This window comes from Pseudomonas sp. AU11447, assembly GCF_001672555.2.
GTDB lineage: Bacteria > Pseudomonadota > Gammaproteobacteria > Pseudomonadales > Pseudomonadaceae > Pseudomonas > Pseudomonas nitroreducens.
Genome location: NZ_LZDG02000047.1, coordinates 71,985 through 89,253, shown reverse-complemented (window position 1 = coordinate 89,253; position 17,269 = coordinate 71,985). Strand labels below are relative to the sequence as shown.

20 protein-coding genes, 4 tRNA genes and 2 pseudogenes are annotated in these 17,269 nt (G+C 62.6%); 12 read left to right on the top strand and 14 right to left on the bottom strand.

Going from position 1 to position 17,269, the window contains the following annotated elements; all coding sequences use genetic code 11:
* Window positions 1-315: 315 nt before the first annotated feature.
* Window positions 316-936, bottom strand: a complete 621-nt coding sequence (locus tag A6723_RS32690; RefSeq protein WP_256233966.1) for a hypothetical protein — start codon at window positions 934-936, stop codon at window positions 316-318.
* Between A6723_RS32690 and A6723_RS32685 the strand changes: the two are divergent.
* The 5 genes and pseudogenes from A6723_RS32685 to A6723_RS17240 all read left to right on the top strand — a co-directional run bounded on the left by A6723_RS32685 (window position 844) and on the right by A6723_RS17240 (window position 3,186).
* Window positions 844-1,217, top strand: a pseudogene (locus A6723_RS32685) (DUF4406 domain-containing protein). The gene A6723_RS32690 and the pseudogene A6723_RS32685 sit on opposite strands and share 93 nt — an antisense overlap.
* A pseudogene (locus tag A6723_RS31330) lies at window positions 1,133-1,761 on the top strand (hypothetical protein). Before A6723_RS32685 ends, A6723_RS31330 begins: the two co-directional pseudogenes overlap by 85 nt.
* Before the next feature lie 197 nt (window positions 1,762-1,958).
* A complete protein-coding gene (locus A6723_RS17250; RefSeq protein ID WP_054909419.1) occupies window positions 1,959-2,273 on the top strand; it encodes a hypothetical protein in 315 nt (104 codons plus the stop codon).
* 89 nt (window positions 2,274-2,362) lie between these two features.
* Window positions 2,363-2,575 (top strand): DUF4224 domain-containing protein, encoded by a 213-nt coding sequence (locus tag A6723_RS17245; RefSeq protein WP_054909420.1) that lies wholly within the window; start codon window positions 2,363-2,365, stop codon window positions 2,573-2,575.
* Window positions 2,575-3,186, top strand: coding sequence for a hypothetical protein (locus tag A6723_RS17240; RefSeq protein WP_082450757.1), 612 nt, complete (start codon window positions 2,575-2,577; stop codon window positions 3,184-3,186). Before A6723_RS17245 ends, A6723_RS17240 begins: the two co-directional genes overlap by 1 nt.
* A gap of 82 nt (window positions 3,187-3,268) precedes the next feature.
* Here the strand turns inward: A6723_RS17240 and A6723_RS17235 are convergent.
* The 8 genes from A6723_RS17235 to A6723_RS17200 all read right to left on the bottom strand — a co-directional run bounded on the left by A6723_RS17235 (window position 3,269) and on the right by A6723_RS17200 (window position 7,724).
* Window positions 3,269-3,354: transfer RNA gene (locus tag A6723_RS17235), tRNA-Leu, on the bottom strand.
* 155 nt (window positions 3,355-3,509) lie between these two features.
* Window positions 3,510-3,583, bottom strand: a tRNA-Cys gene (locus A6723_RS17230).
* 35 nt (window positions 3,584-3,618) lie between these two features.
* A tRNA-Gly gene (locus tag A6723_RS17225) sits at window positions 3,619-3,694 on the bottom strand.
* Between the two features lie 68 nt (window positions 3,695-3,762).
* Window positions 3,763-4,323 carry a CDP-diacylglycerol--glycerol-3-phosphate 3-phosphatidyltransferase gene (gene pgsA / locus A6723_RS17220; protein WP_024767418.1) on the bottom strand — a complete coding sequence of 187 codons (561 nt, stop codon included), beginning with the start codon at window positions 4,321-4,323 and terminating at the stop codon, window positions 3,763-3,765.
* Between the two features lie 33 nt (window positions 4,324-4,356).
* A complete protein-coding gene (gene uvrC / locus A6723_RS17215) occupies window positions 4,357-6,183 on the bottom strand; it encodes an excinuclease ABC subunit UvrC (protein ID WP_054909422.1) in 1,827 nt (608 codons plus the stop codon).
* 2 nt (window positions 6,184-6,185) lie between these two features.
* Complete coding sequence (gene uvrY / locus A6723_RS17210) at window positions 6,186-6,830, bottom strand: UvrY/SirA/GacA family response regulator transcription factor (RefSeq protein WP_017517075.1); 645 nt, start codon at window positions 6,828-6,830, stop codon at window positions 6,186-6,188.
* A 337-nt stretch (window positions 6,831-7,167) separates the two neighbouring features.
* Window positions 7,168-7,431: a hypothetical protein gene (locus A6723_RS17205; RefSeq protein ID WP_226045085.1), complete on the bottom strand. Its 264-nt coding sequence runs from the start codon at window positions 7,429-7,431 to the stop codon at window positions 7,168-7,170.
* Window positions 7,432-7,636: 205 nt separating this feature from the next.
* Window positions 7,637-7,724: transfer RNA gene (locus A6723_RS17200), tRNA-Ser, on the bottom strand.
* A 134-nt stretch (window positions 7,725-7,858) separates the two neighbouring features.
* Here A6723_RS17200 and A6723_RS17195 point away from each other — a divergent pair.
* From A6723_RS17195 to A6723_RS17165, 7 genes are all read left to right on the top strand, one after another.
* Window positions 7,859-8,524: a Bax inhibitor-1/YccA family protein gene (locus A6723_RS17195; protein WP_024765156.1), complete on the top strand. Its 666-nt coding sequence runs from the start codon at window positions 7,859-7,861 to the stop codon at window positions 8,522-8,524.
* Between the two features lie 115 nt (window positions 8,525-8,639).
* A complete protein-coding gene (tusD, locus tag A6723_RS17190; RefSeq protein ID WP_054909423.1) occupies window positions 8,640-9,032 on the top strand; it encodes a sulfurtransferase complex subunit TusD in 393 nt (130 codons plus the stop codon).
* On the top strand, window positions 9,032-9,391 hold the full coding sequence (gene tusC / locus A6723_RS17185) for a sulfurtransferase complex subunit TusC (RefSeq protein ID WP_054909424.1): 360 nt from the start codon (window positions 9,032-9,034) through the stop codon (window positions 9,389-9,391). The genes tusD and tusC overlap by 1 nt, the downstream gene beginning before the upstream one ends.
* Window positions 9,391-9,693, top strand: a complete 303-nt coding sequence (tusB, locus tag A6723_RS17180) for a sulfurtransferase complex subunit TusB (protein ID WP_054909425.1) — start codon at window positions 9,391-9,393, stop codon at window positions 9,691-9,693. The genes tusC and tusB overlap by 1 nt, the downstream gene beginning before the upstream one ends.
* Complete coding sequence (locus tag A6723_RS17175; protein ID WP_054909426.1) at window positions 9,690-10,025, top strand: TusE/DsrC/DsvC family sulfur relay protein; 336 nt, start codon at window positions 9,690-9,692, stop codon at window positions 10,023-10,025. Before tusB ends, A6723_RS17175 begins: the two co-directional genes overlap by 4 nt.
* Window positions 10,022-11,020: a glycosyl transferase family protein gene (locus tag A6723_RS17170; protein ID WP_054909427.1), complete on the top strand. Its 999-nt coding sequence runs from the start codon at window positions 10,022-10,024 to the stop codon at window positions 11,018-11,020. Before A6723_RS17175 ends, A6723_RS17170 begins: the two co-directional genes overlap by 4 nt.
* 88 nt (window positions 11,021-11,108) lie before the next feature.
* Window positions 11,109-12,110: a glutathione S-transferase family protein gene (locus A6723_RS17165; RefSeq protein ID WP_054909428.1), complete on the top strand. Its 1,002-nt coding sequence runs from the start codon at window positions 11,109-11,111 to the stop codon at window positions 12,108-12,110.
* 108 nt (window positions 12,111-12,218) lie between these two features.
* On the opposite strand, the gene A6723_RS17160 is transcribed toward A6723_RS17165, so the two are convergent.
* The 5 genes from A6723_RS17160 to lolA are packed head-to-tail and all read right to left on the bottom strand — an operon-like array spanning window position 12,219 to window position 17,261.
* Window positions 12,219-12,503, bottom strand: coding sequence for a lysozyme inhibitor LprI family protein (locus tag A6723_RS17160; protein ID WP_371914061.1), 285 nt, complete (start codon window positions 12,501-12,503; stop codon window positions 12,219-12,221).
* A 59-nt stretch (window positions 12,504-12,562) separates the two neighbouring features.
* Complete coding sequence (gene cysG, locus A6723_RS17155) at window positions 12,563-13,948, bottom strand: siroheme synthase CysG (protein ID WP_054909429.1); 1,386 nt, start codon at window positions 13,946-13,948, stop codon at window positions 12,563-12,565.
* Window position 13,949: 1 nt separating this feature from the next.
* On the bottom strand, window positions 13,950-15,230 hold the full coding sequence (gene serS, locus A6723_RS17150) for a serine--tRNA ligase (RefSeq protein ID WP_054909430.1): 1,281 nt from the start codon (window positions 15,228-15,230) through the stop codon (window positions 13,950-13,952).
* A gap of 46 nt (window positions 15,231-15,276) precedes the next feature.
* Window positions 15,277-16,602 carry a replication-associated recombination protein A gene (locus A6723_RS17145; RefSeq protein WP_045214802.1) on the bottom strand — a complete coding sequence of 442 codons (1,326 nt, stop codon included), beginning with the start codon at window positions 16,600-16,602 and terminating at the stop codon, window positions 15,277-15,279.
* Between the two features lie 35 nt (window positions 16,603-16,637).
* Window positions 16,638-17,261 carry an outer membrane lipoprotein chaperone LolA gene (gene lolA / locus A6723_RS17140; RefSeq protein ID WP_054909431.1) on the bottom strand — a complete coding sequence of 208 codons (624 nt, stop codon included), beginning with the start codon at window positions 17,259-17,261 and terminating at the stop codon, window positions 16,638-16,640.
* Window positions 17,262-17,269: the final 8 nt, after the last annotated feature.

The window sequence follows — 17,269 nt, the reverse complement described above, 5'->3', positions numbered from 1 at the left end:
CGGAGGCCTACCAGCTCGGGCTGATCTGCCTGTCAGAGCGCCAGGAGATGGTCACCCACGCGCTCGCGCCTACTCCTGGAGAGTCGAGCACAACATCACCCGGGAAACTCACTGGTGCCTGGGCTGCTACTAGCATGTCTTGGTGAATGGCGAGGTAGTCGGCTCGATCAGAACCGAAGGACACTACCAGGACCTGCAACGGAAACTGCTCGGCAACATCGACGGGCAACCGCCGAAGCTGTACCTGCACGTCGGCCGATTCGACCGAAAGTACGCGGGGGGTCTACCCCACTCCATGCCATTGCGCCACTACTGCTAGCCAGTCAGGCGCCCCCGGAGCTTAAAGAGCAACGAGGTGAGCCAGGAGACCGGCGGCATGTGATTGTTGATTCTCTCATTGGCCTCCGTCATCTCCAGCATCAACTGATTCGCTTTCTGCTCAAGATCAGGGTCGTCGCTGCCATTCTCCACAAGCTCACCTAAAGCGTCGGACTTCGCCTTGAAGTCCGCAATCAGGCGCTGGTGCTCTTCAAGAAACTGCTTCTGCATCTTGTTCATCACCACTCCTTGGCTCGGCTGAATGCCGGTCTCTTCCGAAGCTAGATCAATCAACCATAAGGCGCCAATGCAGCGCGAGGATTCGTCATGCCCAGAAATCACGAAGAGCAGGCCGTGGCCGGCTTCGATCCCGCCACCCGTGAATGCCGCTTCGTCGGCTGGCGCCACCCCGAGGACGTTATCGAAGCCCTGGACCTGGGCTTGGTGCTCGTCCCCGTCGAGCAGGCGCGCGAGGTCTTCGGCCAGCCCATGGACCGTCTCATTGCCGTGCCGCGCGAGGGACGCATGTACCTCACCGGCCCCATGACCGGCCTGCCGGAGTTCAACTACCCGGCATTCCACGCCGAGGCCGCGCGCCTGCGCCAGCTCGGCTACCACGTCGAGAACCCGGCAGGCCACGGCATGATCGATGGCTTCGAGTGGGCCGACTACCTGCGCCTGGACCTGACGAAGCTCATCACCTGCCGGGCTGGGACAAGTCCAAGGGCGCCCGCCTCGAGTACCACGTCGCCAGCGAGCTGGGCATGCAGGTGTTCACCGCCAGCCAGATCACCGAACCAGCAAGCAGCGCAGCATGGAGGAGCGCCTCATCCTGTTCAACGGGCCAATGGTCCACGCCATCTTGGAAGGCAGAAAGACCGTTACGCGCCGGCCAGTAAAGGGCGGTCAGATTCCTACGGAAGACATGTCCATCCCAGCCGGAGGCCCACGCTGGAGCGCAATTGGCCAGAGCCATCCCCGTTGTGGGTACTGCGTTTTCGGCGAGAACGAAGCGGAATGCGCCCAGGAACTTGCCGCGCATGGTGTATGCCCCTATGGCGAACCAGGCGACCGCTTATGGGTGCGTGAGACCTATGCCGATATCGGCTGTCGCCTGACCTATCGTGCCGACACTGACGATGGCGCGCATTGCAAGGTGAGCAAGTGAACCCAGGCCATCCACATATTCCGCAAGGACACCCGACTCCTGCTGGAGGTCACAGCTGTACGCGTCGAACGCCTGCAGGACATCAGCGAGGAGCAGGCGATTGCCGCAGGCATCCACTACGACTGTCGCCGCTGGCTCCCTTCCGACGAGGGCGGGCCCGCTTTCGTTTGGCCACAGGATGCCTCCAGTACCTGTTCCAGTCGGTAACCGGTGGCGATGAATCCGATGCCAACCCCTGGGTCTGGGTCGTTGAGTTCAAACGAGTGACGCCATAACTCACCCCACCTTCTGCCGCGACACCGGCAAAGACTCCGAGAAATGCGACTGCCTGCGCTGCAGGCCTGTTCTCCAGGAGCGAGCACCATTCCGAGCCCTCGAAAGCAGCAAACTGCACGATCGACAAAACAGGCAAACCACTGGGGTAGCCTCCATACTCAGTGCATGCGCGCAACTGCAGGGTAAGTGAGGGCATATGAAGAGACTCACCGCGTTGTTCCTGCTTATGACTCTTGCCGCCAGTGTTCAGGCGTCTGACTTCTGCACTGGAGTGGGCCTGTTTGCTCATGCAGGCGCCACATACCGTGACCAGGGCAGCACCGAACAGCAAGCGATCGCAGACGCCGACAAACGTAGCGCTCAGTTCGACCCAGACACTCAGACGATCGTCAGGTACTTCGTACGCTTCGGTTACCGGGGGAATCAAACTCCCGAACAAGCAGACGCCAGTGCCGAGCTGAAATGCCAGCAATTCGAAGCATACGATCAGCACAAAGACGCGATGAATTAGAACGGCTCCGCGCTGCGCCCCCCCTGTACTGAATCTCCCCCACCCATTTCAACATCACCGGCCTGAGCTGGCGAGATGAGGTATTGCTCATGGAACCTATCGTCTTCCTCACCCATGAGGAGATTTGCCTGCTCACCGACGCACGGACGAAGGCCGGCCAGGTGCGCGTCTTGAAGCAGAACGGGATCAAGCACACCATCAAGATGAATGGATGGCCCTGTGTGATCTCGGCCAACCTTCTACCGGCGAAAGGTCGCCAGGCTGAAGAAACACCGAAATGGACGTCGCGGAAGGCCAGCTGATGGGAAGACGACCGAAGAAACCATGCGCGGTCACTCGCCTACGCGAGCGCACTAAGCCCAGCGGAAAGATCTATTACTACTACGATGCCGGCGGCAAGCCTCGGAAAGAGGTACCGCTCGGCTCCGACTACGGCCTGGCGATCATGAAGTACGCCGAGCTGGAGCGGGATCGCAATGCCGACAACCTGGCCGAGAAGGTCGTCACCCTACGCTACGTGTCGGTGCAGTACTTCCTGGACGTGGTGCCGAAGAATGACGCCCAGTACCTGGTGAAGCTGCTGGAGTTCTTCGACGACCCGCCCGGCCCGCTGGACTCGATCGAGCCGCAGCACGCTTACCAATACATGCGGTGGCGCAGCGACGCGTCGGTCAGCGCAAACCGCGAGAAGGCCCTGCTCAGCCACATGTGGAACTACGCGCGGAAGATGGGCTACACGAAGCTGGCCAACCCCTGCTCCGGGATCAGCGGCAATCCGGAGGCCGGCAGCGACAAGTCGGAATCGACCGGAGGCATCCTGAAAGTTCGGGACCAGCTCGGGCACACGACCGTCACAATGACCGAGCGCTACATCCGAGATCGGAAAGGCAAGAAGGTCACACCGACGAAGTGATTGCGGACCGAATCCAGAATTGCGGACCAAAACGATAGGAGGGAGGTGGAGCGCAACGGCCCGGAGACCGTTGATTTAGAAATGGTGCCCGGAGCCGGACTCGAACCGGCACGCCCAAAGGGCGAGAGATTTTAAGTCTCCTGCGTCTACCGATTTCGCCATCCGGGCGGCAGCGCGTTGCAGCGTATCCGGGCATGCACCCGGAAAGGGCTGGACTATATACAGCCCCAACTCCCCTGCGCAAGTTGCCGAACCTGGCAATTCCCGCAGAGGGCAGCTAAAGAAAAAGCCCTGTAAATCTTCGATTTACAGGGCTTTTCTATTGGAGGCTGAGGTCGGAATCGAACCGGCGTTCACGGATTTGCAATCCGGTGCATAACCACTCTGCTACTCAGCCATAACACGGATGAATCAAGGCGAATCATCAAAATCTGGAGCGGGAAACGAGACTCGAACTCGCGACCCCGACCTTGGCAAGGTCGTGCTCTACCAACTGAGCTATTCCCGCATTGTCGTGTTGACGGGCGCCATTCTAACGATTTGGAAATGCCTGTCAACTCCTTGATTCAAAAATACTTATTTCTCTTTTGGGGTGGTGTTCAGGTGCGGCCATGCAGCCAGCAGATAGTGCAGCATCGACCACAGGGTAAGGATGGCGGCCACGATGAGCAGCGCATAACCCACCAGGACCCAGAAAGTCATCAGCGGCGGATTGGCCAGGAGAATTACCAGCGCCAGCATCTGCGCCGCCGTTTTCCATTTACCCAGGCTGGAAACCGCTACGTGTGCCCTCGCCCCGATCTCCGCCATCCACTCGCGCAGCGCGGAAACGACGATCTCGCGACCGATGATGATGACGGCCGGCAGCGTCAGCCACAGATTTGCGTGCTCCTCCACCAACAGCACCAGCGCGGTAGCGACCATCAGCTTGTCTGCCACCGGATCGAGGAAGGCACCGAAGGGAGTGCTCTGCCCCAGCCGCCGCGCCAGGTAGCCGTCCAGCCAGTCGGTAGCGGCAGCAAGGGCAAATACGGCACTAGCGGCCAGATGGCTGGCCGGGAACGGAAGATAGAACAGCAGGATGAAGATCGGAATGAGCAGAACGCGAAGCAGTGTGAGCAGGTTCGGGATATTCATCGGGTCGGAAGGTCTGCGAGTTGAGCCGGCATTCTACTCGCTGTGCAGTGCAGCATAAATCTGCTCTGCCAGCTTTTTGCTGATGCCGGGGGCTTTGGCGATTTCATCGATACTGGCTCTGCCCAATTCCTGCAACCCGCCGAAATGCTTGAGCAGATCGCGCCGGCGCTTGGGTCCGACGCCAGCGACGTCTTCTAGTGTGGAGGTACGCCGCGCCTTGCCCCGCCGTGCACGGTGGCCAGTGATGGCAAAGCGGTGCGCTTCGTCGCGGATCTGCTGGATCAGGTGCAGCGCCGGCGAGTCGGCGGGCAAGGTGAATTCGTTCTCGGCATCATTGAGGTACAGGGTTTCGAGGCCAGGCTTGCGAGTGACGCCCTTGGCGACGCCGAGTAGCGTCAGCCCAACCACGGCCAGCTCCTGGAGCACTTCCTGGGCCATCGCCAACTGCCCCTTGCCGCCGTCCACCAGAAGGATGTCGGGCATCTTGCCCTCTCCTTCCTTCAATCGGCTGAAGCGACGGGTCAGCGCCTGGTGCATGGCGGCGTAATCGTCGCCGCCGGTGATGCCTTCGATATTGAAGCGGCGATAGTCCGACTTCAGTGCGCCCTCCGGGCCAAAGACCACACAGGAAGCCACTGTCGCCTCGCCACTGGAATGGCTGATATCGAAACACTCGAGCCGCTGCGGCGGCTCGGGCAGATCCAGCGCCTCTCCCAACGCATCGAAGCGCGCGGCCATGTGCTGGCGGTTGGCGAGGCGTGCCGCCAGCGCTTGCTCGGCATTCGTCACGGCAAGTTGCTGCCAGCGGGCGCGCGTAGTTCGCACGCGGTGACTGATTTCCAGCAGTCGCCCACGTGACGCCTCGATGGCGGAAGCCAGGATGGGGAAGTCTTCATGCACGGCATTGACGATCAGCTCGTTCGGCAGATCGCGCTCGTGATGACTGAGGTAGTACTGCCCGAGGAAGGCCAGCAGGACATCGCCCACTTCCTCCTCGATCGCCACCTGCGGGAAGAAGTTCTTGCTTCCCAGCACTCGACCGCCCCGCACGCTGATCAGGTGTACGCATGCGCCACCCGGCGTAACGATGGCCGCCACCACATCGACGTTACCGGTGCCGAACTCCATGCTCTGCTGGTCCTGCACGCGTCGCAGGATCTGCACCTGATCGCGCAGCTCCGCCGCCTTTTCGAAGTCCAGGCGCATCGCCGCCTCTTCCATGTTGGTGGAGAGTTCCTCGGCCAGCACATTGCTGCGCCCTTCGAGAAACATGATCGAGTGGCGTACGTCTTCGGCATACTCCTCCTCGCTCACCAGTCCGACACAGGGCGCCTTGCAGCGCTTGATCTGATATTGCAGACACGGGCGCGTGCGGTTGCGGTAGTAGCTGTCCTCACACTGGCGCACGAAGAAGGCCTTCTGCAGCAACGCCAGGCTTTCGCGAATGGCGCCAGCGCTCGGATAAGGCCCGAAGTACCGTCCTTTGGCCTTCTTCGCGCCGCGGTGAATGGTCAGGCGCGGATACTGATCCTCGCTCGACAGGAAGACGTACGGATACGATTTATCGTCGCGCAGCAGAATGTTGTAGGGCGGCCGCCATTCCTTGATCAGCGTCTGCTCAAGCAGCAGCGCCTCGGTTTCGTTGGCGGTGATGGTGGTCTCGACCTGGGCGATCTTCGCCACCAGGGCGGCCGTCTTTGGCGCCAGGCCAGTCTTGCGGAAGTAGCTGGAGAGGCGCTTCTTGAGGTCCTTCGCCTTGCCGACGTAGAGCAACTTTGCGTCGACGTCGAACATGCGATAAACGCCCGGCCGCCCGCTGCAGGTGGCAAGGAATGCCGCCGAATCGAACGGTTGCACCATGATCAGTTACTGGCGTCGACCATGCCGTGCCGGACAGCCAGCAACGCCAGTTCGACGTCACTGGTGATCGAGAGCTTCTCGAAGATGCGGTAGCGGTAGGTATTCACAGTCTTGGGCGAGAGGCACAGCTTGTCCGATATGCTCTGCACCTTGTGGCAGTTGGCGATCATCAGCGCGATCTGGATTTCACGCTCGGACAGGGTATCGAATGGCGATGCGTTCCTTTCCGGCTCGAAGGACTTCAGCGCGAGGTTCTGGGCGATCTGCGGGCTGATGTAGCGCTGGCCGGCAAAAACCTGGCGAATCGCCTGGACCATCTCATCCAGCGCTGCACCCTTGGTGAGATATCCCGCCGCACCAGCCTGCATCAGACGGGTCGGGAACGGGTCTTCCTCGCATACTGTCACCACCACGACGCGTACGTCGGGCTGGCTGCGCAGCAGCTTACGGGTGGCTTCGAGACCGCCGATGCCGGGCATCTTCACATCCATCAGGACGACGTCAGGCTTGAGTTCGCGAGCGAGCTGCAGCCCACGCTCACCGGAGTCAGCCTGCCCAACGACCTGCAGGCCATCGATATCAGCCAGCATGCGGGTAATTCCGGTGCGCACCAGATCGTGATCATCGACCACCAGCACCTTAATCACGCAGCACCCCTTGAGCAGAATGGAATGGTGAGACCCGAAAAGGGACTTCGAACAATTGCCGAACCTTAACAGAAAGCAGCCTTACGACCTAGCTTGGAAGCGGTTCGCCAAAATGCAAGCGCCAGAGATACGTGGCGCAGGAAGGGTAAATGCTGACAGATGCTTGGCGAAGCGTCTAGGACGGCCGTACCGGTAACCTAATTGCACTGTAAGAGCTGGAGCCGTCGTCGAAGTTTTCCATCTGATAGACGCTATCAACTCGACATCCATCGCATGGGATTGCCACGCCATATCGGCAACCGACGGATGACCCATGCCGCCACCGCGCTCGTGCGGCTCAGGCCTCTACGGCATCCAGCAGGGCCCAGGGCTTGTAGCCTGCGGCGCGCGCGGCTTTCTCCGCCTCCAGGATGGCCTCGGTACGGCTCAGCGAACGTGAGCGGTGCTCGAAGCGAAATGCGGGCCCGCTTGCGCCTCGCACACTGAGAACAATCAGGTAACCCCTCATGGGGTTGCTGACTTCCCGAGTGGTTTTCACTTTCTTCGGAGCAACGCCCAGCGCTTCGCGCATCTGCCGCTCGAGATCTTCGACTTGGTTCATTCAGGATTTTCCGGGAAGGGGAACTTGAAGTTTAACTGAGACGATCAGCGCCCTACAGAAACATCTATCGGGATGACTGACTTTTCCGATGTTGTTTAACTTGTGCGATGAGTGCGATGCGTAACGGAGAGGCGAGCCCACAAAAAGCATCCCCCTCCCAGAAACGCGAAAGCCCCGCAGTGCGGGGCTTTCAACGTTGTAATAGTGGCGGAAGCGTAGAGATTCGAACTCTAGGACAGTTGCCCGTCGACGGTTTTCAAGACCGTTGCCTTAAACCACTCGGCCACGCTTCCACATGAGCGGGCCGCAATATTACCGGATCGCAACACACTGTCAAACTCTGATGATTCAGCGCGCTTTTCCCTCTGTTATGATGAGCATCACTACGGTCATGGATCCGTATCCCGCTTAACAGGAGTGTCACGACATGCAAGAACGGCAATATCTCGACTCCACAGCCGTGGAGCAGAAAGAGGTCAGCGGCGTCCTGCGCAATACCTACGGCCTGCTGGCCCTGACCCTGGCCTTCAGTGGCCTGGTAGCCTTCGCCTCGCAACAGATGCGCCTGCCGTACCCGAGTTTCTTCGTGGTGCTGCTCGGCTTCTATGGCCTGTTCTTCCTCACCGTGAAGCTGCGCAACAGCGCCTGGGGCCTGGTCAGCACCTTTGCCCTGACCGGCTTCATGGGCTACACCCTCGGCCCGATCCTGAACATGTACTTGGGCATGGCCAATGGCGCGAGCATCATTTCCTCCGCCTTCTTCATGACCGCCCTGGTGTTCTTCGGCCTGTCCGCCTACGTGCTGACCACCCGCAAGGACATGAGCTTCCTGTCCGGCTTCATCACCGCAGGCTTCTTCGTCCTGCTGGGCGCCGTGCTGGTCTCGCTGTTCTTCCAGATCAGCGGCCTGCAACTGGCCATCAGCGCCGGCTTCGTGCTGTTCTCCTCGGCGATGATCCTGTTCCAGACCAGCGCAATCATCCACGGTGGCGAGCGCAACTACATCATGGCGACCATCAGCCTGTATGTGTCGATCTACAACCTGTTCATCAGCCTGCTGCAGATCTTCGGCATCATGGGCAGCGACGACTGATCAATACAGCGCCACGGAAAAAGCCCGTTTCGACGGGCTTTTTTCATTTCAGGCGCGGCAAAAAAAGGCGCAGCGCCGTATCATCCTGCGAAAATTCGCCGCCAAGGCCAGCTCCATGAAGTTCGTCATCGCCCTCTTCTCTCCTCCGCACTCGCCAGCCGCCCGGCGCGCCCTGCGCTTCGCCGAAGCTACGCTGGCTGGCGGCCACGAAATCTCCCGACTGTTCTTCTATCAGGACGGAGTGCACAGTGCCGCGGCCAACACCGTGGCCAGCCAGGATGAACTGGATGTTACGGCGGCCTGGACGCGCTTCGTTGCCGACAACCAGCTTGACGGCGTTGTCTGCATCGCCGCAGCGCTGCGCCGCGGCGTACTGAATAGCGAGGAAGCCAACCGCTACTCCCGTCCCGCCGCCAACCTGCAGGCACCCTGGGATCTTTCCGGCCTCGGCCAGTTGCATGAAGCAGCGCAACAGACGGACCGGCTGGTCTGCTTTGGAGGCAACTGATGGCCAAGTCCCTGCTGATCATCAGCCGCCAGGCCCCCTGGGCCGGCCCCGCTGCCCGCGAGGCGCTGGATATCGCCCTGGCCGGCGGCGCGTTCGACTTGCCGATCTCGATGCTCTTCCTCGATGACGGCGTGCTCCAGCTGGCACCTGGCCAGCGCCCTGCCGGTATTGAGCAAAAAGACCTGCAAGCCAATCTGCAGGCCTTGCCGCTTTTTGGCGTCGAGGAGCTCTATGCCAGCGCGCGCAGCCTGACCGAGCGCGGCCTGGACGCCAGCAGCCTCACGCTGGCCACACAGGTACTGGATGACAACGCCCTTCGCGGCCTGCTGCAAACCCACGACCAGGTGATCACGATCTGATGGCTACCCTCCACCTGCTCTCGCACTCCCCCTTCAATGACAGTCGGCTCGACAGCTGCCTGCGCCTGCTGGGCGCCGATGACGGCATCATGCTGACCGGTGACGCGGTATACGCGCTCCGCACGGGCACGCAGCCGGCACAGGCGCTGGAGCAACTGCCGGCAAGCAACACTCTGTTTGCCCTGCAGGAAGACCTGCAAGCGCGCGGGCTCGACGCCGTCGCCTCCCGAGTCGACAGCGTGGACTACCCCGGCTTCGTCGAACTCTGCACCCGCTTCAACAAGGTAAACGCCTGGCTATGAGTACCTTATTGGTCAATGGCCAAGCCCTGCCGCTGGACAAGGACGGCTACCTCGCCGACCTGAACGACTGGAGCGACGCCGCCGCCGAAGCCCTGGCGCACAACGAAGGCATCCACCTGACACCCGAGCATTGGGAAGTCCTCCTGCTGCTGCGCGAGTTCTACGGTGAGTTTCAGCTCTCCCCGGCCAACCGCCCGCTGATCAAATACGTTGCCCAGAAGCTGGGCGCGGAAAAGGGCAACAGCCTGCACCTCAACCTCCTGTTCAAGGGCACCCCGGCCAAGCTTGCCGCCAAGCTCGCCGGCCTGCCGAAGCCGACCAATTGCCTATGACCGCCGCCCCGCTCGTCCTGCAGACACCCACCGAACACCCCTTCGCCCAGTTCGTCCGCATCCTCGGCAAAGGCAAGCGCGGCGCGCGCGGACTGACCCGCGAGGAAGCCCGCGAAGCGCTGGGCCTGATCCTCGACGACAAGGTCGAGGAGGCGCAACTGGGCGCCTTCCTGATGCTGTTGCGGCACAAGGAAGAAAGCGCCGAAGAGCTGGCCGGCTTCACTGAGGCCGTCCGCGAGCGCCTGCAAGCGCCGAAGATCGCCGTGGACCTGGACTGGCCGAGCTACGCCGGCAAGAAGCGTCACCTGCCCTGGTACCTGCTGGCGGTGAAATGCCTGGGCGGCAGCGGCACCCGCATACTTTTGCATGGCGCAGGCGCCCACACCGCCGGCCGCCTCTACACCGAGCAATTGCTCGAGCTGCTGGGCCTGCCGCTGTGCCGCGACTGGAGCGCAGTCAGCCAGGCACTGGATACCCAGGGCGTCGCCTTCGCCCCGCTGGTGGACTGGATGCCGCGACTGCAGCGAATGATCGACTGGCGCAATACCCTCGGCCTGCGCTCACCCATTCATTCCTCGGTGCGCCTGATCAACCCTCTGGGCGCAACCTGCGTGCTGCAAAGCATTTTCCATCCCGGCTACCAGGCCGTACACCGCGAAGGCAGCCGCCTGCTGGGCGACTACGCCATCGTCATCAAAGGCGAAGGCGGCGAGATCGAAGTGAACCCGGACGCCTCTTCGCACCTGTACGGCTGCCGCGATGGCAATGACTGGGACGAAGAATGGCCCGCGCTTTCACCGCTGCGCCACGTCAAGCCGGAAAGCCTCGACCCGCAGCATCTGGCCGCGGTCTGGCGCGGCGACGCAGAGGACGTCTACGGCGAGCTGGCCGTCCGCGCAACCATGGCCCTTGCCTTGCGCGCGCTCGGGCTGCAGCGAGACGAAGCCTTCGCAGAGGCCGATAGACGCTGGACTGAGCGCAACAGATCGATTTAGTCGATAGCTGGAATCCTGTTTTTGCGCTAAACAATCGAGCCAGAGCCGATAGACTGGTCCCATCTTCCCGCTTTCTGGAGCACTCAAGATGGGACAGTTGATTGATGGCCGCTGGCAAGATCAGTGGTATGACACCAGCAAGGACGGCCGCTTCCAGCGCGAAAATGCGCAGCGCCGCAATTGGGTCACCGCCGACGGCCAGCCCGGCCCCACCGGCGAAGGCGGCTTCCGCGCCGAGGCCGGCCGCTATCACCTCTACGTATCCCTGGCCTGCCCCTGGGCTCACCGCACGCTGATCTACCGCCAGCTCAAGGGCCTCGAATCGCTGATCGACGTGTCGGTCGTCAGTTGGTTGATGCTGGAAAACGGCTGGACCTTCGACAAGGCGTTCGGCTCCACCGGCGACAAGCTCGACGGCCTCGACTTCCTCCATCAGCGCTATACCCGGGACGACCCGCACTACACCGGCCGTGTCACCGTACCAGTGCTGTGGGACAAGCATGAGCAGCGCATCGTCAGCAACGAATCGGCGGAGATCATCCGCATGTTCAACACGGCCTTCGATGGCATTACCGGCAACAAACTGGATCTCTACCCGGAGCCGCTGCGCGCGCAGATCGATGAGCTGAACGAGCGTATCTACCCGGCCGTGAACAACGGTGTTTACCGTGCGGGCTTCGCGACGACGCAGGACGCCTACGAAGAAGCCTTCAAGACATTGTTCAATGAACTGGACTGGCTGGAGGAGCGCCTGGGCGAGCAGCGCTACCTGGCGGGCGAATACCTGACCGAAGCCGATGTGCGCCTGTTCACTACGCTGATCCGCTTCGACGCGGTCTACCACGGCCACTTCAAGTGCAACCTGCGGCGCCTGGCGGACTATCCGAACCTGTCCGGCTGGCTGCGCGAGCTGTATCAACTGGACGGCGTTGCCGGGACAGTGGATTTCCAGCACATCAAGCATCACTACTACGGCAGCCATCGCACCATCAATCCGACAGGCATCGTGCCACTGGGACCCCAGCAGGACTTCACCACTCCGCACGGGCGCGAGCATCTACCGGGCAAGGGTATCGCGCGCAAGAGCTAATCGGCGGCTGCCCCCGTTGTAGGAGCGAGCTTGCTCGCGAATCATGCCCAAGAGCGATGGCGTCAAGCGGTTCGCGAGCAAGCTCGCTCCTACAAGGTCAAGAGCGGCTCAGATCGGTTTTTCGATACCGTCGTAGACCTTCTGCAGCGCGTCCAGTCGCTCCTGGTAACGCTGCTTCAGGCAGGACTTGTTGGCGCCGCAGGCGCGGCGCTGCTCCAGCCAGGCGAGCTGGGAGTCGCCCAGGTTGCCGCGCATGCCCATGGCAAACAGACCGCGCAACAAGCGGTAGGTAGTCGCTACCTGCACATCCATCTCGGATAGCTGGCGATCCGCACAGATGGCTTTCTCGTCGGCCTGCCTGGCCTTCTTGCAATCGAAACTTGCGGCGGACACCGGTAACGCAGCGAAACCCAGGACGCACACAACGCCCAGGATCGCTACGCGCGAGGCTCTCACTGCCGCCCCTCGAACCAGGCAAGCTTCTCTCGCAGTTGCACCACTTCCCCGACTATCACCAGGGTCGGCGCATGCACTTCGTGCTCGGCCACCAGCTCCGGCAGGTTCGCCAGGGTGCCAGTGAATACGCGCTGATGCACGGTGGTGCCCTGCTGAACAAGAGCAGCCGGCGTGTCAGCAGAGCGGCCGTGACGCACCAGCTGCTCGCAGATTACCGGCAAGCCGACGAGGCCCATGTAGAACACCAGGGTCTGGCCCGGAGCGACCAGATCGTTCCAGGGCAGGTCGGTGGTGCCGTCCTTCAAGTGCCCAGTCACGAAGCGCACGGACTGCGCGTAATCGCGGTGTGTCAGCGGAATACCGGCATAGGCCGCGCAGCCGCTTGCCGCGGTAATGCCCGGCACCACCTGGAACGGGATGCCATTGGCCGCCAGTTCGTCGATTTCCTCGCCACCGCGACCGAAGATGAACGGATCACCGCCCTTCAGGCGCAGTACGCGCTTGCCCTGCTGGGCCAGCTCGACCAATTGGCGGTTGATCTCATCCTGCGGCACGGCGTGGTCCGCGCGGCGCTTGCCGACATACAGGCGGTCCGCATCGCGGCGGCACAGCTCGAGGATGGCCGGCGCAACGAGGCGGTCATAGAGCACCACGTCGGCCTGCTGCATCAGGCGCAGGGCGCGGAAGGTCAGCAGGTCCGGATCGCCAGGGCCGGCGCCGACCAGATAGACCTCGCCACGGGATTCGGGCTGCGGCGCTTCAAGCTTGTCCGCCAGCAGACGCTCGGCTTCGTTCGGCTGGCCGGCGAGCATGCGCTCGGCGACAGGCCCCTGGAACACGTCTTCCCAGAACTTGCGGCGCTGCTGCAGGTCCGGCAGGCGCTGCTTCACGCGCTCGCGGAAGCGGCTGGCCAGGCCGGCCAGTTGGCCATAGGTCGCGGGAATCCAGGTTTCCAGCTTGGCGCGCAGCAGGCGCGCCAGCACCGGCGCGTCGCCACCGCTGGACACGGCCACCACCAGCGGCGAACGGTCAACGATGGCCGGGAAGATCACGCTGCACAGGGCCGGTGCGTCGACCACGTTGACCGGTACGCCGCGCTCGTTGGAATCTCGGGACACCTGGGCGTTGAGCGGCTCATCGTCGGTGGCGGCGATGACCAGCACGCAATCCTGCAGGTCGCCCTGGGCGTAGGGGCGCAGGAGCAATTCGCCCGCGCCCTCCTCGACCAGCTCTCGCAGCTCGGAGTGCACCTCCGGCGCCACCACACGCAGCACCGCGCCGGCGTCATTCAGCAGGCGCGCCTTGCGCAGTGCGACATCACCGCCGCCGACCAGTAGCGCGCGACGTCCGCGCAGGATGTGGAACAGCGGCAGGAAGTCCATCTCAGCCGATTACCTCGATGCCAGCCATGTACGGCTTGAGCACTTCCGGCACACGAATCGAACCGTCGGCCTGCTGGTAGTTCTCCAGCACGGCGACCAGGGTACGGCCCACGGCCAGGCCCGAACCGTTGAGGGTATGGACCAGCTCCGGCTTGCCGGTTTCCGGGTTGCGATAGCGCGCCTGCATGCGGCGGGCCTGGAAGTCGCCGCAGTTGGAGCAGGAGGAAATCTCGCGGTACTTGTCCTGGCTCGGCACCCAGACTTCGAGGTCGTAGGTCTTGGCGGCACCAAAGCCCATGTCGCCAGTGCACAGCGCCAGGGCGCGGTACGGCAGCTCCAGCGCCTGGAGGACCCTCTCGGCGTTGCCGACCAGGCTTTCCAGGGCTTCCCAGGACTTGGACGGCTCGACGATCTGCACCATCTCGACCTTGTCGAACTGGTGCTGGCGGATCATGCCGCGGGTATCACGGCCCGACGCGCCGGCTTCGCTGCGGAAGCACGGGGTGTGGGCGACGAACTTCAGAGGCAGCTCCTTCGCGTCGAGGATCTGGCCGGCCACGATGTTGGTCAGCGAGACCTCGGCAGTCGGGATCAGGTACAGATCGGCTTCGTCTTCACGCTGGATCTTGAACAGGTCTTCCTCGAACTTCGGCAGTTGGCCGGTGCCCTGCAGCGCCGGAGCTTGTACCAGGTACGGGGTATAGGCCTCTTCGTAGCCGTGCTCGCGGGTGTGCAGGTCGAGCATGAACTGCGCCAGGGCGCGGTGCAGGCGGGCGATCGGGCCGCGCATCAGGGCGAAGCGGGCGCCGGACAGTCGCGCGGCGGTCTCGAAGTCCAGCCAACCGTGCTGCTCGCCCAGGGCGACGTGGTCCTTGATCTCGAAGTCGAAGGTGCGTGGGGTGCCCCAGCGACGGACTTCGACGTTCTCTTCTTCATCGGCACCGACCGGCACGGATTCGTGCGGCAGGTTCGGGATATTCAGCAGCAGGCTGTCCAGCTCGGCCTGGATGGCATCCAGCTCGCGCTTGCCCGACTCCAGCTCCTCGGCCATGCGATTGACTTCGGCCTTCAGCGGCGCAACGTCCTCGCCATTCTTCATGGCCTGGCCGATTGCCTTGGAGCGCGAGTTGCGCTCGGCCTGGAGGGTCTCGGTGCGGGTCTGCACGGCCTTGCGCTGGCTCTCCAGCGCTTCGATGCGCGCTACGTCCAGGGTGAAGCCACGGGTGGCCAGGCGTTCGGCCACTTCCTGCGGCTGGGTACGAACCAGTTTGGAATCGAGCATGGTGTCTTCTCGTGTCTAGTGTCAGGCGGCGCTCAAGGGCACCACTTCAGGATTTTCTGCGACGGCGGGAACTGGCCTTGTCGAGGCTGGCCAGGTGGCGCAGCTTTTCGCCGATCTTCAGTTCGAGCCCGCGCGGCACGGGTTGGTAATACTGGCGCGGTTCCATCGACTCGGGGAAGTAGTCTTCTCCGGCCGCATAGGCATCCGGCTCATCATGGGCATAGCGATACTCGTCGCCATAGCCCAGGTTCTTCATCAGCTTGGTCGGTGCGTTGCGCAAATGCAGCGGCACTTCCAGCGAACCGCTCTCCGCCACATCACGGCGTGCCGTGTTGTAAGCGTTGTAGACGGCATTGCTCTTCGGCGCACAGGCCAGGTAAACGATAGCCTGTGCAATCGCCAGCTCGCCCTCCGGGCTGCCGAGGCGTTCCTGCACGTCCCAGGCGTGAAGGCACAGGGTCAGCGCGCGCGGATCGGCATTGCCGATATCCTCGCTGGCCATGCGCACCACTCGGCGGGCGATGTACAGCGGATCGCAGCCACCATCGAGCATGCGCGAATACCAGTACAGCGCGCCATCGGGGCTGGAGCCACGCACCGACTTGTGCAGCGCGCTGATCTGGTCGTAGAAGGCCTCGCCGCCCTTGTCGAAGCGCCGGCGCGAGTCGCCCAACAGGTTCTGCAGCAACTCGGCGCTGATCTCGCTGTTGTCTTCAGCGAGGTCGGAAGCGTTCTCCAGCAGATTGAGCAGGCGCCGGCCATCGCCGTCGGCGGCGGCCATGAGGATCGCAAAACTGTCGTCGGGCAGGCTCAGGTTGCGCTTGCCCAGGCCCTTTTCCTCGGTCAATGCGCGCTCTACCAACCGCCGCAGGGCCGCTTCGTCCAAGCTTTTCAGCACGTAGACGCGGGCGCGGGAGAGCAGTGCGTTGTTCAACTCGAAGGACGGGTTCTCGGTGGTCGCACCGATGAAGATCAGCGTGCCGTCTTCAACGTAAGGCAGGAACGCATCCTGCTGGCTCTTGTTGAAGCGGTGCACCTCATCGACGAAGAGGATGGTGCGACGGCCGTACTGCGCGGCATGCTGCTTGGCCACTTCCACCGACTGGCGGATTTCCTTCACGCCCGAGAGCACCGCCGAGATGGTCTCGAAGTGCGCGTCGGTGACCTGCGCCAGCAGCTTCGCCAGGGTGGTCTTGCCGACTCCGGGCGGGCCCCAGAAGATCATCGAGTGCAGTGCGCCCTGCTCCAGCGCCTCACGCAGCGGCTTGCCACGGGCGAGCAGATGCTCCTGGCCGACGTACTCGTCCAGGCTGGTCGCGCGCAGCCGCGCGGCCAGGGGCTGGGAAACGGGGGCGGAGCGGAACAGGTCCACGGTATTACCTATCGATCAATCCGGCACGCGGCCGGTCATTCCTGGATGACGTCGACGCCCTTGGGCACTTCGAAGACGAACTGCTTGGTGTCCATCGGCTCGTTCATCTTCACGTCGAAGAACAGGATATTGGTGCGCTGGCCGACGCTGTCGATCAGCTGCATGTCATTCACCACACCGCTGCGGAAGGAAATCCGCAGGCTGTCGAACAGCGTGTCCTTGGACTTGGGCTTGAGGGTGAAGTCGACCACGTTGCCGCCATCCTTCGCGGTGATATCGAAGCTCTGACCGATCTTCGACACGTCACCGGAGAGCAGCAGCGCCGGGGTCTGGGTCAGGCGCTGGTCGAGCTTCTGGATGGTCACCTGCTCCAGGTCCGGGTCGTACAGCCAGATTTTCTCACCGTTGGAGATCAGCAGCTGCTCGTTCGGCGCATCGGTGTGCCAGCGGAACAGGCCAGGGCGCTTGAGGCCCAGGGTGCCGGCGGTTTCCTGCAGGCGGGTGCCGCTGCCGTCCAGGGTCAACTGGGAGAAGCGCGCGGTCATTGTCTGGGCCTTGGTGAGCATCCCGCTCAGGCGCTGCGCAGCAGCATCGTCGGCATGGGCCTGGGCGCCGGCGAAGGCCAGCGCAGCAACGAACAACAGGCGGATCAGACGCATCGAAATCC